The sequence below is a fragment of the Nonomuraea sp. NPDC050663 genome (assembly GCF_044456985.1).
In the GTDB taxonomy this organism is placed as follows: Bacteria; Actinomycetota; Actinomycetes; order Streptosporangiales; family Streptosporangiaceae; genus Nonomuraea.
Window position 1 is genome coordinate 244576 of the sequence record NZ_JBITGL010000001.1, and the last position, 17029, is coordinate 261604.

Sequence of the window (17029 nt, forward strand, 5' to 3'; positions counted from 1 at the left end):
CACATCTAATCTTTCCGCGGGGGAATTCGCTGCTATCCGGTCGGTGGGGTTCGAGCCGGTCGGGCAGGTCATGGGGACGTCGATACGCACCCCGCTTCGCAAGAAGCACGTGCAGTGCGGCTCGTACTCCCATATCGGCCTCATCAGACGACGGCTCGACCCGTACGACAGGGTCCTGAAGGCCCTGGTCGCCGAATGCGTGGCGCTGGATGCAGAAGGCGTCATCGGGATCACCGTGACGACCAGGGACCTCTCGATCGGGATCGAGTACGTGGCGTTCGGCACGGCGGTGCGATCCGCCACGGGCCGTACCGAAAAGCCCTTTCTGGCGCACCTGAGCGGTCAGGACTTCGCCAGGCTGGTCGTCGCCGGTTGGATCCCGGTCGGGATCGCGAGAGCCACCAGCCTGCTGGCCGTTCACGGGGTGCGCCCGCAGGGCAACGGCAGGTCCGAGCTGGGATGGCAGACCGAGGCGCTGGCCCGCAGCAAGGACCTGGCGCGACGGGACCTCGTGACGGACATCGCCCGTTGGCGGGGTGAAGGATTCGTCATGGCCACGCGGTGGAGCCGCCACCACGAGCGAGATTGCGAGCCGCGGGGCTCGGCCGACATCGTGGCCGAGTCCTTCTTCCTGGGCACCGCCATCTCCCCGCTCCCTGCCGCCGTCGCCCCCTCCAAGGCGCTGACCATCATGAGGTTGACGTGAGCGAAGACCTGTCCGCCGACGCCGTCCACCGCCTGCGGAACCTGCAGCCCACCACCGAGGGCTCGATCTTCACCAGCGACCTGTCCGTCAACGAGTTCCTCCTCGTGCGCGAGGCCGGTTTCCGTCCCCTCGGCCTCGTCCTGGGCACCTCGATCTACCACGTCGGCTTCCAGATGGCCCGCTGGGGCAAGAACATGGAGCTCACCCAGCTCACCGAGGCGATGTACCACGCCAGGGAGCTGGCGATGAACCGCATGGAGGCCGAGGCGGACATGCTCGGCGCCGACGGGATCGTGGGTGTGCGCCTGGAGATGGAGTTGCGCGACTTCGGCGAGCACATCGCGGAGTTCATCGCCATCGGCACGGCGGTGAGGGCCGACGAGCCCGGCGAGTGGCTCAACAACCGGGGCAAGCCGTTCACCAGCGACCTGTCTGGCCAGGATTTCTGGACCCTGATCAGGGCGGGTTACGCGCCGCTCGGGCTGGTCATGGGGACGTGTGTCTATCACGTCGCGCACCGCAGGATCGGCGCGCTGATGGGCAATCTCGGGCGCAATGTGGAGATCCCGGAGTTCACGCAGGCGCTCTACAACGCCCGGGAACTGGCCATGGACCGCATGCAGAGCGAGGCCAAGCAGCTCGACGCCGAGGGCATCGTCGGTGTGGATCTCAAGCACCTGCACCACAGCTGGGGCTCGCACACGATGGAGTTCTTCGCCGTCGGCACGGCGATCAGGCCGCTCAGACCCGACCATGTCATCGACCGCCCGCAGCTCGTGCTCCCCCTGGACTGACGATGGATCTTCATCTGGTCACGGCCGCGCTGCGGCAGGACTCCGCCGACGTCGCGATCTACGCGGCCGTGCTGCTCAGCTCCCTGGAGGAGATCCTGCCGGGTGACTGCGTGGTGGTGCGGCGCGCCCGCCTGTCGAAGAAGATCAAACGCCTTGCCGTACGGCTCGGCGACTGGCTCCTGACGCTCACCCCGGCAGACGGGCGGCCGGTGGCCGAGATCTGCCATGAGGTGCACGGTGTCACCCTGTCGCGTCGCACGGTGTCGCTGGACGCCTGGATCGAGAAGCTGAGCGGTTTGCTGGTGGAGCGGGCGCGGGTCGATGCGCAGGCGGCGGAGGCCCTGCGGCGGATGGTTCAGTGACTTTGGCGAATTGCGACATATGGCGATCAGGTGGGCGACGATTAACGTGCGGTGAACAACCGCGCTCGGAAAGGCAGCACCCATGGATCGTCGGAGCTTCATCACCGGTGCCGGAGCCCTCGCCGCGGCCGGCGTCGCCGGGCCGTTCGCAGGCGTCGCCCAGGCGGGGGTGAACGGAGGCCTCAGGCCCGGCCCCGGGTACGGCCCGCTGCTGCCCGTGCCCGACGAGCGGGACGGCGTCGTCCGCCTCCACCTCCCGCAGGGCTTCAAGTACCGCTCCTTCAACGCCGCGGGCGAGGCCTTCACCGAAGGTTCGACGACCCCGGGGCGGCACGACGGCATGGCCGCCTTCCACGGCAGGCGCGGCCACGCGATCCTGGTGCGCAACCACGAGGTCAACGGTCCGGTCGGCGCGTTCGGCGACCCGGCCAAGGCCTACGACCCGGCGGCGGGCGGCGGTACGGCGACGCTGGAGGTGACCCGCTACGGCGAGGTCATCAGGAGCGGCCCGTCGCTGAACGGCACCATGATGAACTGCTCGGGCGGCCCCATGCCGTGGGGCGCGTGGGTGACGTGCGAGGAGACCGTCAACGGCCCCGACGTGGGCAACGACTTCTCCGGTGGCGACAACTCCAAGCTCGCCCAGAAGCACGGCTACATCTTCGAGGTGCCGACGGACCGCAGGGCCAGCGCGCAGCCGATCCGGTCGGCCGGCCGCTTCGCCCACGAGTCGGTGGCCTTCGACCCCGGCTCGGGGGCGCTGTTCCTGAGCGAGGACAACTTCGCCTTCCCCAGCGGCTTCTACCGCTACCTGCCGCCCAAGCACCCGATGGCCGCCAGGAGGCTGCTCGACGGCGGCAGGCTGCAGATGCTGGCGGTGAAGGGCGAGCCGAACAAGGACCTGTCGGTCGGGCAGCAGCCGGGCGCCAGCTACAAGGTCACCTGGGTGGACATCGACGACCCCGATCCCACCTTCACCGGCACGCCCAGCAACGACACCGCCATCCAGGCCGTCGGCCTGCAGGGACGGGCCAAGGGCGCGGCGGGCTTCTCCCGGCTCGAAGGCGCGATCTTCCACCACGGCACGATCTACTTCGTCTCCACGCAGGGCGGCGCCACCGCCCCCGGCGACACGCCGCCGTCGGGGTTCGGCAAGGGCCGCGGCCAGGTGTGGGCCTACGAGACCTGGAGCAACACGCTCAAGCTGGTCTACGAGTCGCCCGGCTCGACCGTCCTCGACCTGCCCGACAACGTGACCACCAGCAACCGGGGCACGCTCGTGCTCTGCGAGGACGGCGGAGGCGACAACTACCTGCGCGGCCTCACCCGCAAGGGCGAGATCTTCGACTTCTCGCGCCTGGCCGCGGTCCCCGGCGACTCCGGCGCCGAGTTCGCGGGCTCCAGCTTCGGGCCGGGCGGGCACACGCTGTACGTCAACGTGCAGTCCTCCCAGGGCCGCTCCTTCGCGATCTGGGGCCCCTGGCACCGGGGCGGCTTCTAGGAGCTCATCCACTTCTCCGGACCGCCACCGGACACGACGTGGTCGCCGGTCTCCCCGGCGACCACCTCGTACGCGGAAAGGACATGCCGCCAGGGTTACTGTGGGTGGATGATCCTTGGCATCGGTGTGGACGTCGTGGACATCGCCCGGCTGACGGCGGCGCTGGAGCGTACCCCGGCGCTGGCCGCGAGGCTGTTCACCGAGCACGAACGCGAGCGGCCCATGCACTCGCTGGCCGCCCGCTTCGCGGCCAAGGAGGCGGTGGCCAAGGCGCTGGGCGCGCCGAAGGGGCTGGGCCACCTGGAGGCCGAGGTGCGCTGCGACGAGAACGGCAGGCCGTCGCTGCACGTGACGGGCAAGGCCGCGGAGGTCGCCTACGAGCTCGGCGTCAAACGCTGGCACATCTCCCTCAGCCACGACGCGGGGGTCGCGGTGGCCTACGTGATCGCCGAAGGTTAGTTTGCTGGCTATGCGCACGTCGTACACGGCCGACCAGATCAGGGGCGCCGAGCAGGCGCTGATGGCGACGCTCCCCGAGGGCACGCTGATGCAGCGCGCGGCCCACGGTCTGGCCGCGGTCTGCGCCGGGATGCTGGGCAGGGTGTACGGCTCGCGCGTGCTGCTGCTGGTGGGCAGCGGCGACAACGGGGGCGACGCGCTCTACGCGGGCGCGCTGCTGGCCAGGCGCGGTGCCCGGGTGTCGGCGGTCCTGGCGGGGGCCAAGGCGCACGAGGCGGGACTGGCCGCCTTCCTGCTGGCCGGCGGACGGGTGGCGCCCGATGCCGGCGAGGCGGACCTGGTGGTCGACGGGCTGGTGGGGATCGGCGGCACGGGGGCGCTCCGCGAGCCGTACGCCGGGCTGGTGGAGCGGGCGGGCGGGCCGGTCGTCGCCGTCGACGTGCCGAGCGGGGTCGACGCGAGCACCGGCCAGGTCGCGGGCGCGGCCGTCACGGCGCAGGTCACGGTCACCGTGGGAGCACTCAAGAGCGGGCTGCTGGTCGATCCTGGAGCCTCCTATGCGGGACATGTGGAGCTGGTCGACATCGGGCTGGGGCCGTACCTGCCCGATCCCGACCTGGCGGCCCTCACCGACGGCGACGTGGCGGCGCTGCTGCCCTCGCCCGGGCCCGAATCCGACAAGTACCGGCGCGGGGTCGTCGGCATCGCCGCGGGCAGCCAGGTCTACACCGGGGCCGCGGTGCTCGCGGTCGGCGGGGCACTGCGCGCCGGGGCGGGCATGGTGCGTTACGCCGGGCCGTCCGCTCCGGTCGCCCAGGTCAGGAACCACTGGCCGGAAGCGGTGATCACCGAGCTCGACCGGCCCTCGCTGGCCGGGGTGGGCCGGGTGCAGGCCTGGGTGCTCGGCCCCGGCATGGGCACCGACGACTGGGCGCACGAGCTGGCGGCCCAGGTGCTGTCGAGCGACGTGCCCGTGCTGATCGACGCCGACGGGCTGAGCCTGGTCGCCCGCGACCACTCGCTGCTGCGCCGCAGTGCCCCCGTCGTGCTGACTCCGCACGCGGGTGAGCTGTCGCGGCTGCTGCGGGTCGAGCGTGAGCGCATCGAGGCCTCGCGGCTGGAGTTCGTGCGCAGGGCCGCCGCGGAGCTGAACGCGACGGTCCTGCTCAAGGGGTCGACCACGGTGATCGCCGAGGCCGACAGGCCGGTGCGGGTCAACGTCACGGGCAGCTCGTGGCTGGCCACGGGCGGCACCGGCGACGTGCTGTCGGGAGTGGCGGGCGCGTTGCTGGCGGGCGGGCTCGGCGGCTACGACGCCGCCTCCTGCGCCGCCTACCTGCACGGCCTGGCGGGCACGCTGGCGGCCGACGGAGCGCCGCTCGTGTCGGCCGACGTCGCCACGGCGATCCCGGAGGCCATGCGGAGTCTGCGACGAGCACGCGGCTGAACTGCCAGACTGGAAAGATGCATTACCCTGCCGAGGCGCGCGTCGACCTGGCCGCGATCAGACGGAATGTGGCGCTCCTGCGGGAGCGCGCCGGCCACGTCGAGCTGATGGGCGCGGTGAAGGCCGACGCCTACGGACACGGCCTGGCCGCGACCTCGGCGGCGATCCTCGAGGGCGGCGCCTCACGGCTGGGCACCGCCTACATCCGCGAGGGCCTGGCGCTGCGGGAAGCGGGCATCACGGCCCCGGTGCTGTCGTGGATCGTCACCCCCGGCGAGCCCCTCGACGAGGCGCTGACGGCCGGGCTGGAGCTGTCGGCCTCCGACGAGGGCACGCTGTCGGCGATCGCCGAGGCCGCGCGCCGCACCGGCGCGACCGCCAGGATGCACCTGGAGGCCGACACCGGGATGAGCCGTGGCGGCTCGCCGCTGGCCGCCTGGCCGGGCCTGCTCGACGCCGCGCGCAAGTTCCAGGCGGAGGGCACCGTCGAGCTGGTGGGCCTGTGGAGCCACTTCGCCTGCGCCGACATCCCCGGCCACCCCTCGATCCAGGCGCAGCTGGAGTGTTTCCACGCCGCCCTGGAGATGGCCGACGCCCCGTCGCACGTCATCAGGCACGTGTCCAACTCCGCGGCGATCGTGACGCTCCCGCAGGCCCGCTTCGACCTGGTACGGCCGGGCATCGCCATGTACGGCCTATCGCCGATCCCCGAGATGGGCGACTTCGGCCTGCGCCCGGCCATGACGCTGGCCGCGCAGGTCGGCCTGGCCAAGGCCGTGCCCAGCGGATCGGGCGTCTCCTACGGGCATCACTACACGACTGAGGGAGAAGTGACGCTTGGGCTCGTCCCTCTCGGGTATGCGGACGGGGTTCTCAGGCACGCGACGGGACGGGTGGACGTGCTCGCGGGGGGAAGAAGGCGGCCGATAGCCGGCCGGGTCTGCATGGACCAGTTCATGATCGACATGGGCTCCGACGAGCTGCGATCCGGCGACGAGGTCCTCCTGTTCGGCCCTGGAGACAGGGGCGAGCCGACCTGCCAGGAGTGGGCCGATAACCTCGGCACGATCACTCATGAGATCGTGACGAGGATAGGCGCGAGGGTGCCTCGGGTTTACGGAGTGGACGGATGACGACGACTGCCGCCAGGAAGGCCGGGATCGCCGGTGCGATCGTGGGCGCCGCCTCCGCAGGAGTGGCGGCGGTCGCGCTGGCCAAGCGCTACGCCGTCGGGCGCATCCGGCTGCGCCCCGACGCCGAGGCCGGCGAACCCTTCGGCGAACTGCGCGGCCGCGAGCGCACACTGATCACCTCCGACGGCATCGCGCTGCACGTGGAGGTCGACGGTCCGGAGGACGCCCCCCTGACGATCGTGCTGTCCCACGGCTACTGCCTCAACATGGAATCCTGGCACTACCAGCGCCAGGCCCTGCGCGAGCAGCACCGCATCGTGCTGTGGGACCAGCGTTCCCACGGACGCTCCCAGATGGCCCCCGCCGACCAGAGCACGATCGACAGGCTCGGCGACGACCTGGCCGAAGTGATCGACACCTTCGTGCCGGGCCCCTGCGTGCTCGTCGGCCACTCCATGGGCGGCATGACCATGATGGCCCTGGCCGACCGGCACCCGTCGCTGTTCGACGACAAGATCCGCGGCGCCGCGCTCATCGCCACCTCGGCGGGCAAGCTGGCCGAGCTGACGCTGGGCCTGCCCGCGCTGCTGTCGAAGGTCGTGCACAAGGTGACGCCGCCGACCGTCTCGCTGCTGGGCCGCCGGGGCGCGCTGGTCGACAGGACCCGCCACGCCGGCAGCGACATCGCCTTCCTGATCACCCGCTACATCGGCTTCGGCGACTCGCGCAACGTCAGCCCGACGCTGGTCGACTTCGTCGAGTCGATGATCAGGGCGACCCCCACCGAGGTGGTCGCCAACTTCTACTCCGCGCTGATGAACCACGACAAGCTTTCCGCGCTCGCCGTCCTCGACGACGTCCCGACCGCCATCATGGTGGGTGACCGTGACTGGCTCACCCCGCCCGACCACAGCAAGGCGATCGCCGCGGCGCTGCCCAGGGCCCAGCTGACCGAGGTGCCCGGCACCTCGCACCTGATCCAGCTGGAGCGTCCTGACGCGGTCAACGAGGCCTTGCAGGACCTGCTGAAGAGGGTTGACACATGATCGTGGCCACGGCCGAGGAGATGCGGGCTTTCGGGGTACGGCTGGCGCAGCGGCTCGGCGCCGGCGACCTGGTGATCCTTTCGGGACCGCTGGGCGCCGGGAAGACCACCCTGGTGCAGGGCATCGCCGAAGGGCTGAAGGTGCGCGGGCCCATCACCTCGCCCACGTTCGTCATCTCCCGCGTGCACCCGTCGCTCTGCGGCGGTCCCGCGCTCGTGCACGTCGACGCCTACCGGCTCGGCGGCGATCTCGAGGTCGACGACCTCGACCTCGACGCCTCGCTGGAAGACTCCGTGACCATCGTCGAGTGGGGCGAGGGCAAGGTCGAGGGCCTGTCGGAGGAGCGGCTGGAGATCCACATCTCGCGCTCCGACTCCGGGGAGACCCGTGAGATCACCATGACCGAGATCGGCCGACACGCCGACTGATCCGGGGGAATCGTCAAAGTCCCGCCACGTCCCGGCATTCCTGACACCATATGGATCATGGGTTGCCCGTAGAAAATCTGGGCATAACGTGAGGCGTTTCATCGGGTTTCGATGGATGCTGGGTGCAACAGGCAAAGTGGGGTGCGGCGGTGCTCAGGCTCAGGCGTGTCGCTTATGCGGGTGCCATCCTCGCGCTCGGGTTAACCGGGTGCACGGCTGAGGCGTCGCCGAATCCGACGGCCTCACCGACGGCGAGCGGGAGCGCGGTGCCCACGGCCTCGGCCTCGCGGCTGAACATCCCCGTGCGCCTCGACCCCGACCGGGTCACCGAGGGCGACCCGTCCAAGGTGTGGATCCTGGCCAACTGCCCCGTCCCGTCCGGCGGGCCCGCGCACATCGGGCGCGCCACCTCCGACGCCTTCGTCTCCGCGGTGACGCTCAACCCGGCGCCCGCCACCACGGTCACCCCCACCCCCGCCACGACCGCCACCCCCGCGACCACCACGGTGCCGCTGCCCTGGGTCCGCGGACAGGCCGACGTGCTGACCACCGCCAGGCCCGGCACCTACACGGTCGACGTCAGGTGCGAGGGCACCAACGACACCGGCCGCGCCACCCTCAGGATCGTCGCCGAGGCGCCCGACACCCCGGCGCCCACGCGCACCGCGACCTCCCGGCCCACCCGCATCGGCGCCGGAGGCGGAGGCACCTACGGCAAGCCGGTCGCCGAGGAGGAGTCCGGCGTCGTGCCGATCGGCGGCGCCGGCGTCGTGGTCGGCCTGGCCCTGGCCGCGGGCATCGGCCTGGCGTTGCGCCGCCGCCGCAGCAGATAGGCCGTGGCGAAGTTCAGCCGGGTGGTGGTCGCGGGAGCCGTCACCGGCCTGGTCATGGTGGCGTTCGGCAACGTGGTGCGCTCGCAGCAGAGCGCACCGGCCGCCGCCGACGTCGTCCCCAAGAGCCTCGACATCCCCTCGCTCGACCTGGAGGCGCCGCTCATCAAGCTCGGCGTGACCAAGTCGGGGGAGATGGAACTGCCGCCGTACTCCAAGCCCAAGGTGGCGGGCTGGTACAAGGGCAGCGCCGTGCCGGGGGAGAAGGGTGCCACCGTCATCGTCGGCCACGTCGACACCCAGACCGCGCCCGCCGTCTTCTACAAGCTGCGGCAACTGCGCAAGGGCTCGGTGGTGCGGGTCGAGCGCAGCGACGGCAGGACCGTGGAGTACAAGGTCACCTCGATCGAGCAGATCGACAAGGACCGCTTCCCCGCCGAGCGGGTCTACGACCAGGACGGGCTGCGGCTGGTCACGTGCGGAGGGCGGTTCGACTACGACCGCAACGAGTACGCCGACAACGTGATCGTCTACGCCTCGCTAATGTCGGACGCATGAGTGACAACCCGCCCGCGTCAGGCGTCCGCGTGCCCTGGGAGCACGTTCCCGCAGGCGTACGGCAGCGCATCGAGGACTTCCTGGGCTCCCCGATCGCCCGGGCCGTCACCCAGACCGGCGGCTTCTCCCCAGCGGCAGCCGTACGCCTGGTCACCGCCGACGGCACGCGCGCCTTCGTCAAGGCCTGCGGGCCCGACCCCAACCCGCACTCGGTCGAGATCTACCGCAACGAGGCCAGGATCGCCTCCCGGCTGCCCGCCTCGGTGCCCGCCCCGCGGCTGCTGACGACCTTCGAGCACGACGGCTGGGTGGCGCTCGTCTTCGAGGACATCGAGGGCAGGCACCCGGCGACGCCATGGGAGCGCGACGAACTCGACCGCATCGTGGAGGCCGTACGGGCGATGAACACCGCCCTGACCCCCTCCCCGGTCGAGGCGCCCGCCATGGCCGACTACTACGACGAGAACTTCCGAGGCTGGCGCCGGCTCGTCACCGAGGACACCACCGGGCTCGACCCGTGGGCGCTGCGGTGGCTGGAGCGGCTCGCCGCGCTCGAAGCGGGCTGGGCCGAGGCGACCAAGGGCGACACCCTGCTCCAATCAGACCTGCGCGCCGACAACATCCTGCTGGCGGGCGACCGCGTCTACGTCGTCGACTGGCCGCACGCCTGCATCGGGGCGGCCTGGTTCGACCTCCTGGCCATGCTGCCCTCGGTGCGCATGCAGGGCGGTCCGCCACCGCAGGAACTGCTGCCCGACCCCTCCCACGACATCACCGTCGGGCTCGTCGCCCTGGCCGGCTATTTCGTACGGCAGGGCCGCCTGCCCGACCCTCCCGGCCTGCCCACCCTGCGAGCATTCCAGCGTGCCCAGGGCGCTGTCGCGATCGAGTGGCTGAAGCACCGCACCGGGTGGCAGTAGGCTAACTATTCGTGCTGCTCCTGGCCTTTGACACCGCGACGCCTGCCGTCACCGCCGCGTTGCACGACGGTGAGCGGGTGCTCGCCGAGTCCACCACCATCGACGCCCGGCGGCACGGTGAGCTGCTCGCCCCCCTCATCGAGAAGACCCTGGCCCACGCCGGGGCCTCCATCCGCGACGTCACCGCCCTGGTCGCCGGCACCGGCCCCGGGCCCTACACGGGCCTGCGCGTCGGCCTGGTGACCGCTCAGGGCCTGGCCACCTCGCTCGGGGTGCCCGCCTACGGCGTCTGCACCCTCGACGCCCTCGCCTACGGCTCCGGCCTGCGGGAGGAGTTCCTCGTCGCCACCGACGCGCGGCGCAAGGAGGTCTTCTGGGCGCGCTACTCCTCCTTCGACGACCGCCTCGACGGGCCCCACGTCGACAAGCCCGCCGACGTGCCCGTCAACGGGCTGCCGGTCGTCGGCCCCTCGCTGTATCCCGAGATCCTGGGCGAACCCCAGGCTCCGCCGTACCCCCTGGCCGGTTTCCTGGCCGCCCTGGCGGCCGGGCGCCTCGCGGCGGGAGAGCGGCTCGACGAGCCGCGCCCGATCTACCTGCGCAGGCCCGACGCGGTGGAACCGGGAGCGCCCAAGAAGGTCATCCAGTGAACATCCGGCAGATGACCTTCGACGACCTGCCCGCGGTCATGGCCATCGAGCGCGAGACCTTCCCGCTCGACGCCTGGAGCGAGGGCATGATGCGCGGCGAGCTGGCCGAGCAGCCGCGCACCAGGCACTACGTCGTGGCCGAGGTCGACTCCGAGATCGTCGGCTACGCCGGGATGGCCGCCGCCGCCGACCAGGCCGACGTGCAGACCATCGCCGTGCTGGCCGCCCACCGCACCCGCGGCATCGGCAGCGCCATGCTCACCGTGCTGCTCGACGAGGCGCGCAAACGCGGCGCGATCGAGATCTTCCTCGAGGTCCGCTCCGACAACCCCGGCGCCAGGTCGGTCTACGAACGCTTCGGCTTCGAGGAGATCGGCATGCGCCGCCGCTACTACGACGACGGCACCGACGCCGTCGTGATGAAGAGGAAGCTCCATGGCTGACGAACCCTTGGTGCTGGGCATCGAGACCTCCTGCGACGAGACCGGCGTGGGCATCGTGCGCGGGCACACCCTGCTGGCCAACACGATCGCCTCCAGCGTCGAGGAGCACGCCCGCTTCGGCGGCGTCGTGCCCGAGGTCGCCTCCCGCGCCCACCTCGAAGCCATGACGCCCACCGTCGAGCGCGCCCTGGCCGACGCCGGGCTGAAGTTCTCCGACATCGACGCCATCGCGGTCACCGCCGGGCCCGGCCTGGCGGGCGCTTTGCTCGTGGGCGTGGCCGCGGCCAAGTCGTACTCCCTCGGGCTCGGCGTGCCCCTCTACGGCGTCAACCACCTCGCCGCGCACGTCGCCGTCGACCAGCTCGAACACGGGCCGCTGCCCAAGCCGTGCATCGCCATGCTCGTCTCCGGCGGGCACTCGTCGCTGCTGCTCGTGCCCGACGTGGCCGCCGACGTGATCTCTCTCGGATCGACCGTCGACGACGCCGCGGGCGAGGCCTTCGACAAGGTCGCCCGCGTGCTCGGGCTGCCCTTCCCCGGCGGCCCGTACATCGACCGCGCCGCCACCTCCGGGTCCGGCACCGCCATCGCCTTCCCGCGCGGGAAGATCGACGACGGCACGCTCGACTTCTCCTTCTCGGGGCTCAAGACCGCCGTCGCCCGCTGGGTGGAGGCCCGCACCTCCGCCGGGGAGTCCATCCACGTGCCCGATGTGGCGGCGTCCTTCCAGGAGGCCGTGGTCGACGTGCTGACGCGCAAGGCGCTGCAGGCGTGCAAGAAGTACGGGGTCGACGACCTGCTGATCGGCGGGGGCGTGGCGGCCAACTCCCGGCTGCGGGCGCTGGCCCAGGAGCGGTGCGACGCGGCGGGGGTCCGGCTGCGGGTGCCCCGGCCGGGGCTGTGCACCGACAACGGGGCCATGGTGGCGGCGCTGGGGTCCGACCTGGTGGCGGCGGGCGTCACGCCGTCGACGCTGGAGATCCCGGCCGACTCGTCGATGCCGATCACCACCGTGCACGTCTGAGGCCGGTCCTGCCGCGCTTCCCCTGACATGCGCGTGCCCCCTGGCGGTGAACCAGGGGGCACGGCGGTCGTGCGGCGGCTCAGTCCTTCGGGCGCGACGGCCGCAGCAGCGCCTCGGCCAGCGCCAGCATCGTCTCCTCGAGCGCGCTCAGCCGCTTGGTCAGGTCGCTCGTGGCGGGCTCCACGATGCCCGTCACCGTCTCGCTGACCTCGTCGCGGTCGGGCCGGGCCTGAACGATCTCGGCCAGAGTCGTGGCCGCCGTCGACAGCCGCTCGTCGATCGCGTCGAGCCGCTTGACGTGCTCGGTGGTGACCCCGTCGAGGAGCTCGCCGACCTGCTGGCCGACGCCGAGCGTGGCGGGCAGCTGGCCGATGCGCTGGTTGACGGCCTCGACGTGGTCGTCGACCGACTCCAGCTGCTCGCGCGCCTGCTCGGCGCGCAGGTCGACGCCGTCGAAGCGGCTGACCATGTGCTCCTCGACCTCCACGAGCCGCTCGTCGAGCGCGCCGAGGTGGGAGTCGAGGTTGTTGAACCGGGCCTCGTGGCGGCCGTCGGCGTTGCCGACCCGCTCGTCGAGCGAGGTGAAGCGGCTGTCGACCCGGCCGTCGAGCGAGTCGAAGCGGTCGTCGTGGCGGCGCAGGTGACCGTCGACGACGGCCAGGCGCTTGTCGAGGGAGGCCGAGCGGCCGTCGAGGGCGCCCAGGCGGGTGTCGACGCCGTCGAGACGGGTGTCGATGTCGGCCAGGCACTCGTCGGCGGTCTCGATGCGGCTGTCGACGCTGCCGAGCCGGTTGTCGACGGCGACCAGGCGGCCGTCGACGCGGTCGACCCGGCTGTCGAGAAGGTCGAGGCGGCCGGACAGGGACTGCTCGCCGGCGTCGACCCTGGCGTTGACCTGCTCGACCGCGGCCGACAGGAGCTCGGTGGCGGCGGCGAGGTTGCCTTCGAGCCGCTCGGCCGTGGCGCCGACCTTGTCGTCGAGCTGCTCGGTCGTGGCGGCCAGCTGCTGGTCGAGGCGGTCGGCGGCCGAGCCCAGCCTCTGGTCGAGCTGGGTGACCCGCTGATCGAGCTGGGTCGCCTTCTGCTCGACCTTCTGCTCGACCTGGGCCGCGGCCGCGTCGACCTTCTCGTCGAGCCGCTCGGACAGCTCGATCAGGCCGCCCTCGATGCGGTCGGTGCGGCCGGCCAGCTCGCCGAGTGACTTGTCGAGGCGCGAGAAGCGGTTGGCCGCGGCCTCCATCTGGTTGCCGAGCTGGCCGAGGTGGGTGACGACGTCGGTGACGCGCTTGGCGATGCCCTCGGTGCCGTCGACGACGGCCTGGAGGCGGCGCAGGGCCTCGTCGACGTTCTCGCCCATGGTGCCGACGTCGGCCCACAGGCTGGGCAGCTCCCCGATGGGGGTGACACGCTCGCCGACCGTGCCGACCTGGTCGCCGACGAGGCCGACGCGGTCGCGGACCGCCTCGACGTGCTCGGCGAGGCTCTCGGCCCACGACGGCGGGCGGGTGGTGATGTCGTCGAGCCGGCCGCTGACGGTGTCGAGGGCGCCGCTGAGGCCGCCGAGCTCGCGCTCGCGGACCTCGCGCAGCAGCCACTCCATGCCTTCGAGACGCTGGCGGATCTCGTCGAGCACGGCCCCCTGGGTGCGCTGCTCGTAGACGTGATCCTGGGCGGCGCGCGCCAGGAGCTCCCGCATCCGGTCGGAGATGGCTGCCTGGCCGCTAGCCTGCAGAAGGGCCGTGTGGTTGGAATGATCCACCGAAAACTCCTTGCACTCGCCTACGGCTTTCTGCGCGGCGGTGGGATTGGTCCGGTTCGCATGGGAGGAAAACTCCCGCACGTCCACCTTAGCCAGTGGATCAAGATACTTCTGGGCGACGATAAAAGATGTCGATATTCCTGTTTACGCAGGTGGACAGGGGGAGCAGAGCAGGGCGAATGGCTTGTCCATAATCCGCGTCAGGATGACAACCGCCGATTTGTCGCCGGAAAGTCGGAGGTCGCTGCGCAAACGCTCGATATCGACGGCAGACCCGCGCTTCTTGATGGTGACATTTCCTATTTGGCGCGTTCTGAGCGTCGATCTCAGGCGCTTGAGGGAGAAGGGGAGCGTTTCGTGCACCTCGTAGCGCGCCGCCCACGGAGTGCCCACCGCGGCGTCGGAGGTGATGTAGGCGATCATCGGGTCAGCGAGATGGCCCTGGACGAGGTCGGCCACCTCGGCGACCAGGTGCGCCCTGATCGCCGCACCGTCGGGCTCGTAGACGTAGCGCGCCATCGGGCCGACCGCCGCCGTGGCGCCGGTGGGGGTGAGCGTGTGCCCGCCGGGCAACAGGGTGGCCCGCCGCCACGGGTGCTCGTCCGAGGTCCGCTGCGCCGTACGGCGGGCGAGGGCGCCGGTCCACAGGGCGGCCTCCTTGACCTCGCCCCGGTGCGACACCCACTCGGCCTCGGCGTCCTCGGGGATGAACTCGTACGGCAGCCCGGGCGCCACCTTCAGGCAGGCCGCCCGCGAGCGCTCCAGCAGGCCGAGCACCACCGGCCACGGCGGAGAGTACGACTGCGGGTCGAAGGTGCGCCCCCGCGACGTACGGCGCGCGGGATCGGCGAAGAGCACGTCGTGACCCGAGGGATCGACGTCGGCCGCGTCGCCCGTGCGCACCGTGACCCGCGACGACAACCCCAGCGCGTCGGCGTTGGCGGCGGCCACGGCGGCGGTCAGCGGATCGAGGTCGACGGCGTCGATCGTGTGCCCGGCGCGGGCCAGCGCCAGGAAGTCGCCCCCGACGCCGCAGCAGACGTCCACGACGCGCAGCGAGCCGGTCAGCCGCGCGGCGCGATGGGCCGCGACGTCGGCGTGGGTCGACTGCTCGAGGCCGTGAGGGGTGAAGTACATGAGCTCGGCGTCGGCGCCGAACTTGACCTTCGCACGGGCGCGCAGCCCGGCCTGGGTGAGGGCGGCGGAGGTGAGCGAGGCGTCGTAGGTGCGGCGCAGCCGCGTGGCGGCGGCGACCGGATCGGCGCCGGCCAGCTCCGACGCCTCGGCCAGCGCCTTCTGTCCGAGAGGCGTCAGCAGGGCGAGGAAGGCGTCGAGGTCCACGCCATCCGACGTTACTGCAGCAGCTCCGCGAAGTGGATTTCCAGGGGGAACGGCTCGTTCTGGGAGAAGGAGTCGTGGTAGGTGCCGGTGTGGTCGTAGGTGCCGGTGTCGGGGTCGAGTTCGAGGGTGGTGACGACTGGCTTGCCGTCCTCGTCGTCGATGATCCAGTAGTGCTTGATGCCCGCGGACGCGTAGATCCGCGGCTTCACCTTGCGGTCGCGGTAGACGGATTCCGGGGAGACCACCTCGACCACCAAGAACACCTCTCTGGGCACGTAGGAAGTGCGGTTGTCGTCGTCGACCGCCGCGTTGATGACGATCAGATCGGGATCGGGCCGCTGGTGTTTGGCGATCGTCACGGTCATCTGGGTTGCGATGCCGAATTCTTCAGGAGCCTGGCTGTCCAAGAGATTGGCCAGGCCCCTGATCGCTCGATCGTGGAAACGACGCTGGGGGGACATGAGGATGAGGGCTCCATCGATGAGTTCCACGCGCTTGAAGATGTCGAGCTCGCCGTTCGGGCCGTCCGGGGGGAGGAGGTCCAGGTCGTCGGCTTCCCAGCCGCCCTCGGGGGGAAAGGGCCAGTTCTTCAGAACGTCTCGGGTGTGCTCCATCGTGCTGGTCACATCACTCACTGTAGCGTCGGTCTGATCACCGTTCGTAGTCATCGAACCACATTCTCCACCGCCTGGGTGAAGTAGTCGCGCAACGCCCTCTCGTCGACATCGTCCAGGCTCCTGAGCTTGACGTGGCGCGAGCGCGACCCCGATCCCTCCAGCAGCCCGTGGCCGTCGGTGAAGTCGGCGCCGCGGTCGAAGGCGAGCAGCACGTGGGCCTTGGAGGGCCGCACGATCGCGATGTGGCCCTTGGTGATGCGCCACGCGGGCGAGCCGTAGTGGATCACCTCCGACGCGCTGGGCGCGGCCGAGGCGGCGACGGTGCGCAGGGCCTCGACGATCTCCTGCTGGTGGGCGGGGAGCTGGGCGATGTACTGCTCGATGGCGTTGTCCATGGCAGTGAGTCTGCCGACGCGCTCCACGGAGCGGCATCCGTGGAAACCACGGAACCTCAGCCGTCGCCCAGGGAGTGCAGGAGCTTGCGCAGGAGTCCGGCCAGCAGGTCCTGCTCGGCCGGGTCGAGGGCGGCGAGCATGCGCTGCTCGTTGTCGACGTGGCTGTAGACGATCTCGGTGGCCAGGCGGGCGCCCTCGTCGGTGAGGGTGACCAGGACCATGCGGCGGTTGCCCGGCGCCTGGGAGCGGGTGACGAGGCCGCGCTCGACCAGGCGGTCCATGCGATTGGTGAGCGTCGCGGGGCTGACGAGCATGGCCGCGGTGACGTCCTTCATGCACATGGTGTGCTCGGGGTTGCTGCGCAGGAGCGTCAGCAGGGAGTCGAACTCCCAGGGCTCCAGGTCGCGGGTGGCGAGGTGTTCCTTGATGCCGCGCTCCAGCAGGCGGGAGGCGCGGGAGAGGCGGCCGACCACGTGCATGGGGGTGACGTCCAGGTCGGGGAGGGCCTGGGCCCACTGGTCGCTGATGCCGTCGACTGCGTCACGCATGGTGCGACGATACCAAACATTTCGAGGTTGAACTTTTCGATGGGAAGGGCTAACGTCTGCGACGTCGA

The 17029-nt window shown here is 71.1% G+C and carries 20 protein-coding genes; 15 read left to right on the forward strand and 5 right to left on the reverse strand.

Translation table 11 applies throughout. From position 1 onward, the window contains the following. Positions 1 to 43: 43 nt before the first annotated feature. The 15 genes from ACIBH1_RS01325 to tsaD all read left to right on the forward strand — a co-directional run bounded on the left by ACIBH1_RS01325 (position 44) and on the right by tsaD (position 12301). A complete protein-coding gene (locus ACIBH1_RS01325; protein ID WP_397311542.1) occupies positions 44 to 706 on the forward strand; it encodes a hypothetical protein in 663 nt (220 codons plus the stop codon). Next, on the forward strand, positions 703 to 1500 hold the full coding sequence (locus ACIBH1_RS01330) for a heavy metal-binding domain-containing protein (RefSeq protein ID WP_397311543.1): 798 nt from the start codon (positions 703 to 705) through the stop codon (positions 1498 to 1500). The genes ACIBH1_RS01325 and ACIBH1_RS01330 overlap by 4 nt, the downstream gene beginning before the upstream one ends. Before the next feature lie 2 nt (positions 1501 to 1502). Then, complete coding sequence (locus ACIBH1_RS01335) at positions 1503 to 1862, forward strand: hypothetical protein (RefSeq protein WP_397311544.1); 360 nt, start codon at positions 1503 to 1505, stop codon at positions 1860 to 1862. A gap of 82 nt (positions 1863 to 1944) precedes the next feature. Continuing rightward, positions 1945 to 3363 carry an alkaline phosphatase PhoX gene (locus ACIBH1_RS01340; protein ID WP_397311545.1) on the forward strand — a complete coding sequence of 473 codons (1419 nt, stop codon included), beginning with the start codon at positions 1945 to 1947 and terminating at the stop codon, positions 3361 to 3363. A 108-nt stretch (positions 3364 to 3471) separates the two neighbouring features. Beyond that, a complete protein-coding gene (locus ACIBH1_RS01345) occupies positions 3472 to 3822 on the forward strand; it encodes a holo-ACP synthase (RefSeq protein ID WP_397311546.1) in 351 nt (116 codons plus the stop codon). Positions 3823 to 3832: 10 nt separating this feature from the next. Continuing rightward, positions 3833 to 5269, forward strand: a complete 1437-nt coding sequence (locus tag ACIBH1_RS01350; protein WP_397311547.1) for an NAD(P)H-hydrate dehydratase — start codon at positions 3833 to 3835, stop codon at positions 5267 to 5269. 17 nt (positions 5270 to 5286) lie between these two features. Then, on the forward strand, positions 5287 to 6402 hold the full coding sequence (alr, locus tag ACIBH1_RS01355; RefSeq protein ID WP_397311548.1) for an alanine racemase: 1116 nt from the start codon (positions 5287 to 5289) through the stop codon (positions 6400 to 6402). Continuing rightward, positions 6399 to 7448 carry an alpha/beta fold hydrolase gene (locus ACIBH1_RS01360; RefSeq protein ID WP_397311549.1) on the forward strand — a complete coding sequence of 350 codons (1050 nt, stop codon included), beginning with the start codon at positions 6399 to 6401 and terminating at the stop codon, positions 7446 to 7448. The genes alr and ACIBH1_RS01360 overlap by 4 nt, the downstream gene beginning before the upstream one ends. After that, a complete protein-coding gene (tsaE, locus tag ACIBH1_RS01365; RefSeq protein WP_397311550.1) occupies positions 7445 to 7876 on the forward strand; it encodes a tRNA (adenosine(37)-N6)-threonylcarbamoyltransferase complex ATPase subunit type 1 TsaE in 432 nt (143 codons plus the stop codon). The genes ACIBH1_RS01360 and tsaE overlap by 4 nt, the downstream gene beginning before the upstream one ends. Positions 7877 to 8142: 266 nt before the next feature. Beyond that, positions 8143 to 8709 (forward strand): hypothetical protein, encoded by a 567-nt coding sequence (locus ACIBH1_RS01370; RefSeq protein WP_181615919.1) that lies wholly within the window; start codon positions 8143 to 8145, stop codon positions 8707 to 8709. A 3-nt stretch (positions 8710 to 8712) separates the two neighbouring features. Then, positions 8713 to 9264 (forward strand): class F sortase, encoded by a 552-nt coding sequence (locus tag ACIBH1_RS01375; RefSeq protein ID WP_397311551.1) that lies wholly within the window; start codon positions 8713 to 8715, stop codon positions 9262 to 9264. After that, positions 9261 to 10184, forward strand: coding sequence for a phosphotransferase family protein (locus ACIBH1_RS01380; RefSeq protein WP_397311552.1), 924 nt, complete (start codon positions 9261 to 9263; stop codon positions 10182 to 10184). Before ACIBH1_RS01375 ends, ACIBH1_RS01380 begins: the two co-directional genes overlap by 4 nt. A gap of 11 nt (positions 10185 to 10195) precedes the next feature. After that, positions 10196 to 10834, forward strand: coding sequence for a tRNA (adenosine(37)-N6)-threonylcarbamoyltransferase complex dimerization subunit type 1 TsaB (gene tsaB / locus ACIBH1_RS01385; RefSeq protein WP_397311553.1), 639 nt, complete (start codon positions 10196 to 10198; stop codon positions 10832 to 10834). Between the two features lie 11 nt (positions 10835 to 10845). Next, positions 10846 to 11277: a ribosomal protein S18-alanine N-acetyltransferase gene (gene rimI / locus ACIBH1_RS01390; RefSeq protein ID WP_181616021.1), complete on the forward strand. Its 432-nt coding sequence runs from the start codon at positions 10846 to 10848 to the stop codon at positions 11275 to 11277. Then, entirely contained in the window at positions 11270 to 12301 is a 1032-nt protein-coding gene (gene tsaD / locus ACIBH1_RS01395) for a tRNA (adenosine(37)-N6)-threonylcarbamoyltransferase complex transferase subunit TsaD (RefSeq protein ID WP_397311554.1), read from the forward strand. Before rimI ends, tsaD begins: the two co-directional genes overlap by 8 nt. 79 nt (positions 12302 to 12380) lie before the next feature. On the opposite strand, the gene ACIBH1_RS01400 is transcribed toward tsaD, so the two are convergent. The 5 genes from ACIBH1_RS01400 to ACIBH1_RS01420 all read right to left on the reverse strand — a co-directional run bounded on the left by ACIBH1_RS01400 (position 12381) and on the right by ACIBH1_RS01420 (position 16961). Beyond that, on the reverse strand, positions 12381 to 14060 hold the full coding sequence (locus tag ACIBH1_RS01400; protein WP_397311555.1) for a hypothetical protein: 1680 nt from the start codon (positions 14058 to 14060) through the stop codon (positions 12381 to 12383). A 144-nt stretch (positions 14061 to 14204) separates the two neighbouring features. Next, positions 14205 to 15401: a methyltransferase domain-containing protein gene (locus tag ACIBH1_RS01405; protein ID WP_397311556.1), complete on the reverse strand. Its 1197-nt coding sequence runs from the start codon at positions 15399 to 15401 to the stop codon at positions 14205 to 14207. 11 nt (positions 15402 to 15412) lie between these two features. Further along, positions 15413 to 16027: a Uma2 family endonuclease gene (locus ACIBH1_RS01410; RefSeq protein WP_397311557.1), complete on the reverse strand. Its 615-nt coding sequence runs from the start codon at positions 16025 to 16027 to the stop codon at positions 15413 to 15415. 38 nt (positions 16028 to 16065) lie between these two features. Beyond that, entirely contained in the window at positions 16066 to 16413 is a 348-nt protein-coding gene (locus tag ACIBH1_RS01415) for a DUF1801 domain-containing protein (RefSeq protein ID WP_397311558.1), read from the reverse strand. A gap of 56 nt (positions 16414 to 16469) precedes the next feature. After that, a complete protein-coding gene (locus ACIBH1_RS01420; RefSeq protein ID WP_397311559.1) occupies positions 16470 to 16961 on the reverse strand; it encodes a MarR family winged helix-turn-helix transcriptional regulator in 492 nt (163 codons plus the stop codon). Between the last annotated feature and the right edge of the window lie 68 nt (positions 16962 to 17029).

What these genes read in the sequence shown, in the direction of transcription:
- ACIBH1_RS01335 (WP_397311544.1), top strand. Translation starts at nt 1,503, where the DNA reads ATGGATCTTCATCTGGTCACGGCCGCGCTGCGGCAGGACTCCGCCGAC.
- ACIBH1_RS01340 (WP_397311545.1), top strand. Translation starts at nt 1,945, where the DNA reads ATGGATCGTCGGAGCTTCATCACCGGTGCCGGAGCCCTCGCCGCGGCC.
- ACIBH1_RS01345 (WP_397311546.1), top strand. Translation starts at nt 3,472, where the DNA reads ATGATCCTTGGCATCGGTGTGGACGTCGTGGACATCGCCCGGCTGACG.
- ACIBH1_RS01350 (WP_397311547.1), top strand. Translation starts at nt 3,833, where the DNA reads ATGCGCACGTCGTACACGGCCGACCAGATCAGGGGCGCCGAGCAGGCG.
- alr (WP_397311548.1), top strand. Translation starts at nt 5,287, where the DNA reads ATGCATTACCCTGCCGAGGCGCGCGTCGACCTGGCCGCGATCAGACGG.
- ACIBH1_RS01360 (WP_397311549.1), top strand. Translation starts at nt 6,399, where the DNA reads ATGACGACGACTGCCGCCAGGAAGGCCGGGATCGCCGGTGCGATCGTG.
- tsaE (WP_397311550.1), top strand. Translation starts at nt 7,445, where the DNA reads ATGATCGTGGCCACGGCCGAGGAGATGCGGGCTTTCGGGGTACGGCTG.
- ACIBH1_RS01380 (WP_397311552.1), top strand. Translation starts at nt 9,261, where the DNA reads ATGAGTGACAACCCGCCCGCGTCAGGCGTCCGCGTGCCCTGGGAGCAC.
- rimI (WP_181616021.1), top strand. Translation starts at nt 10,846, where the DNA reads ATGACCTTCGACGACCTGCCCGCGGTCATGGCCATCGAGCGCGAGACC.
- tsaD (WP_397311554.1), top strand. Translation starts at nt 11,270, where the DNA reads ATGGCTGACGAACCCTTGGTGCTGGGCATCGAGACCTCCTGCGACGAG.
- ACIBH1_RS01415 (WP_397311558.1), bottom strand. Translation starts at nt 16,413, where the DNA reads ATGGACAACGCCATCGAGCAGTACATCGCCCAGCTCCCCGCCCACCAG.
- ACIBH1_RS01420 (WP_397311559.1), bottom strand. Translation starts at nt 16,961, where the DNA reads ATGCGTGACGCAGTCGACGGCATCAGCGACCAGTGGGCCCAGGCCCTC.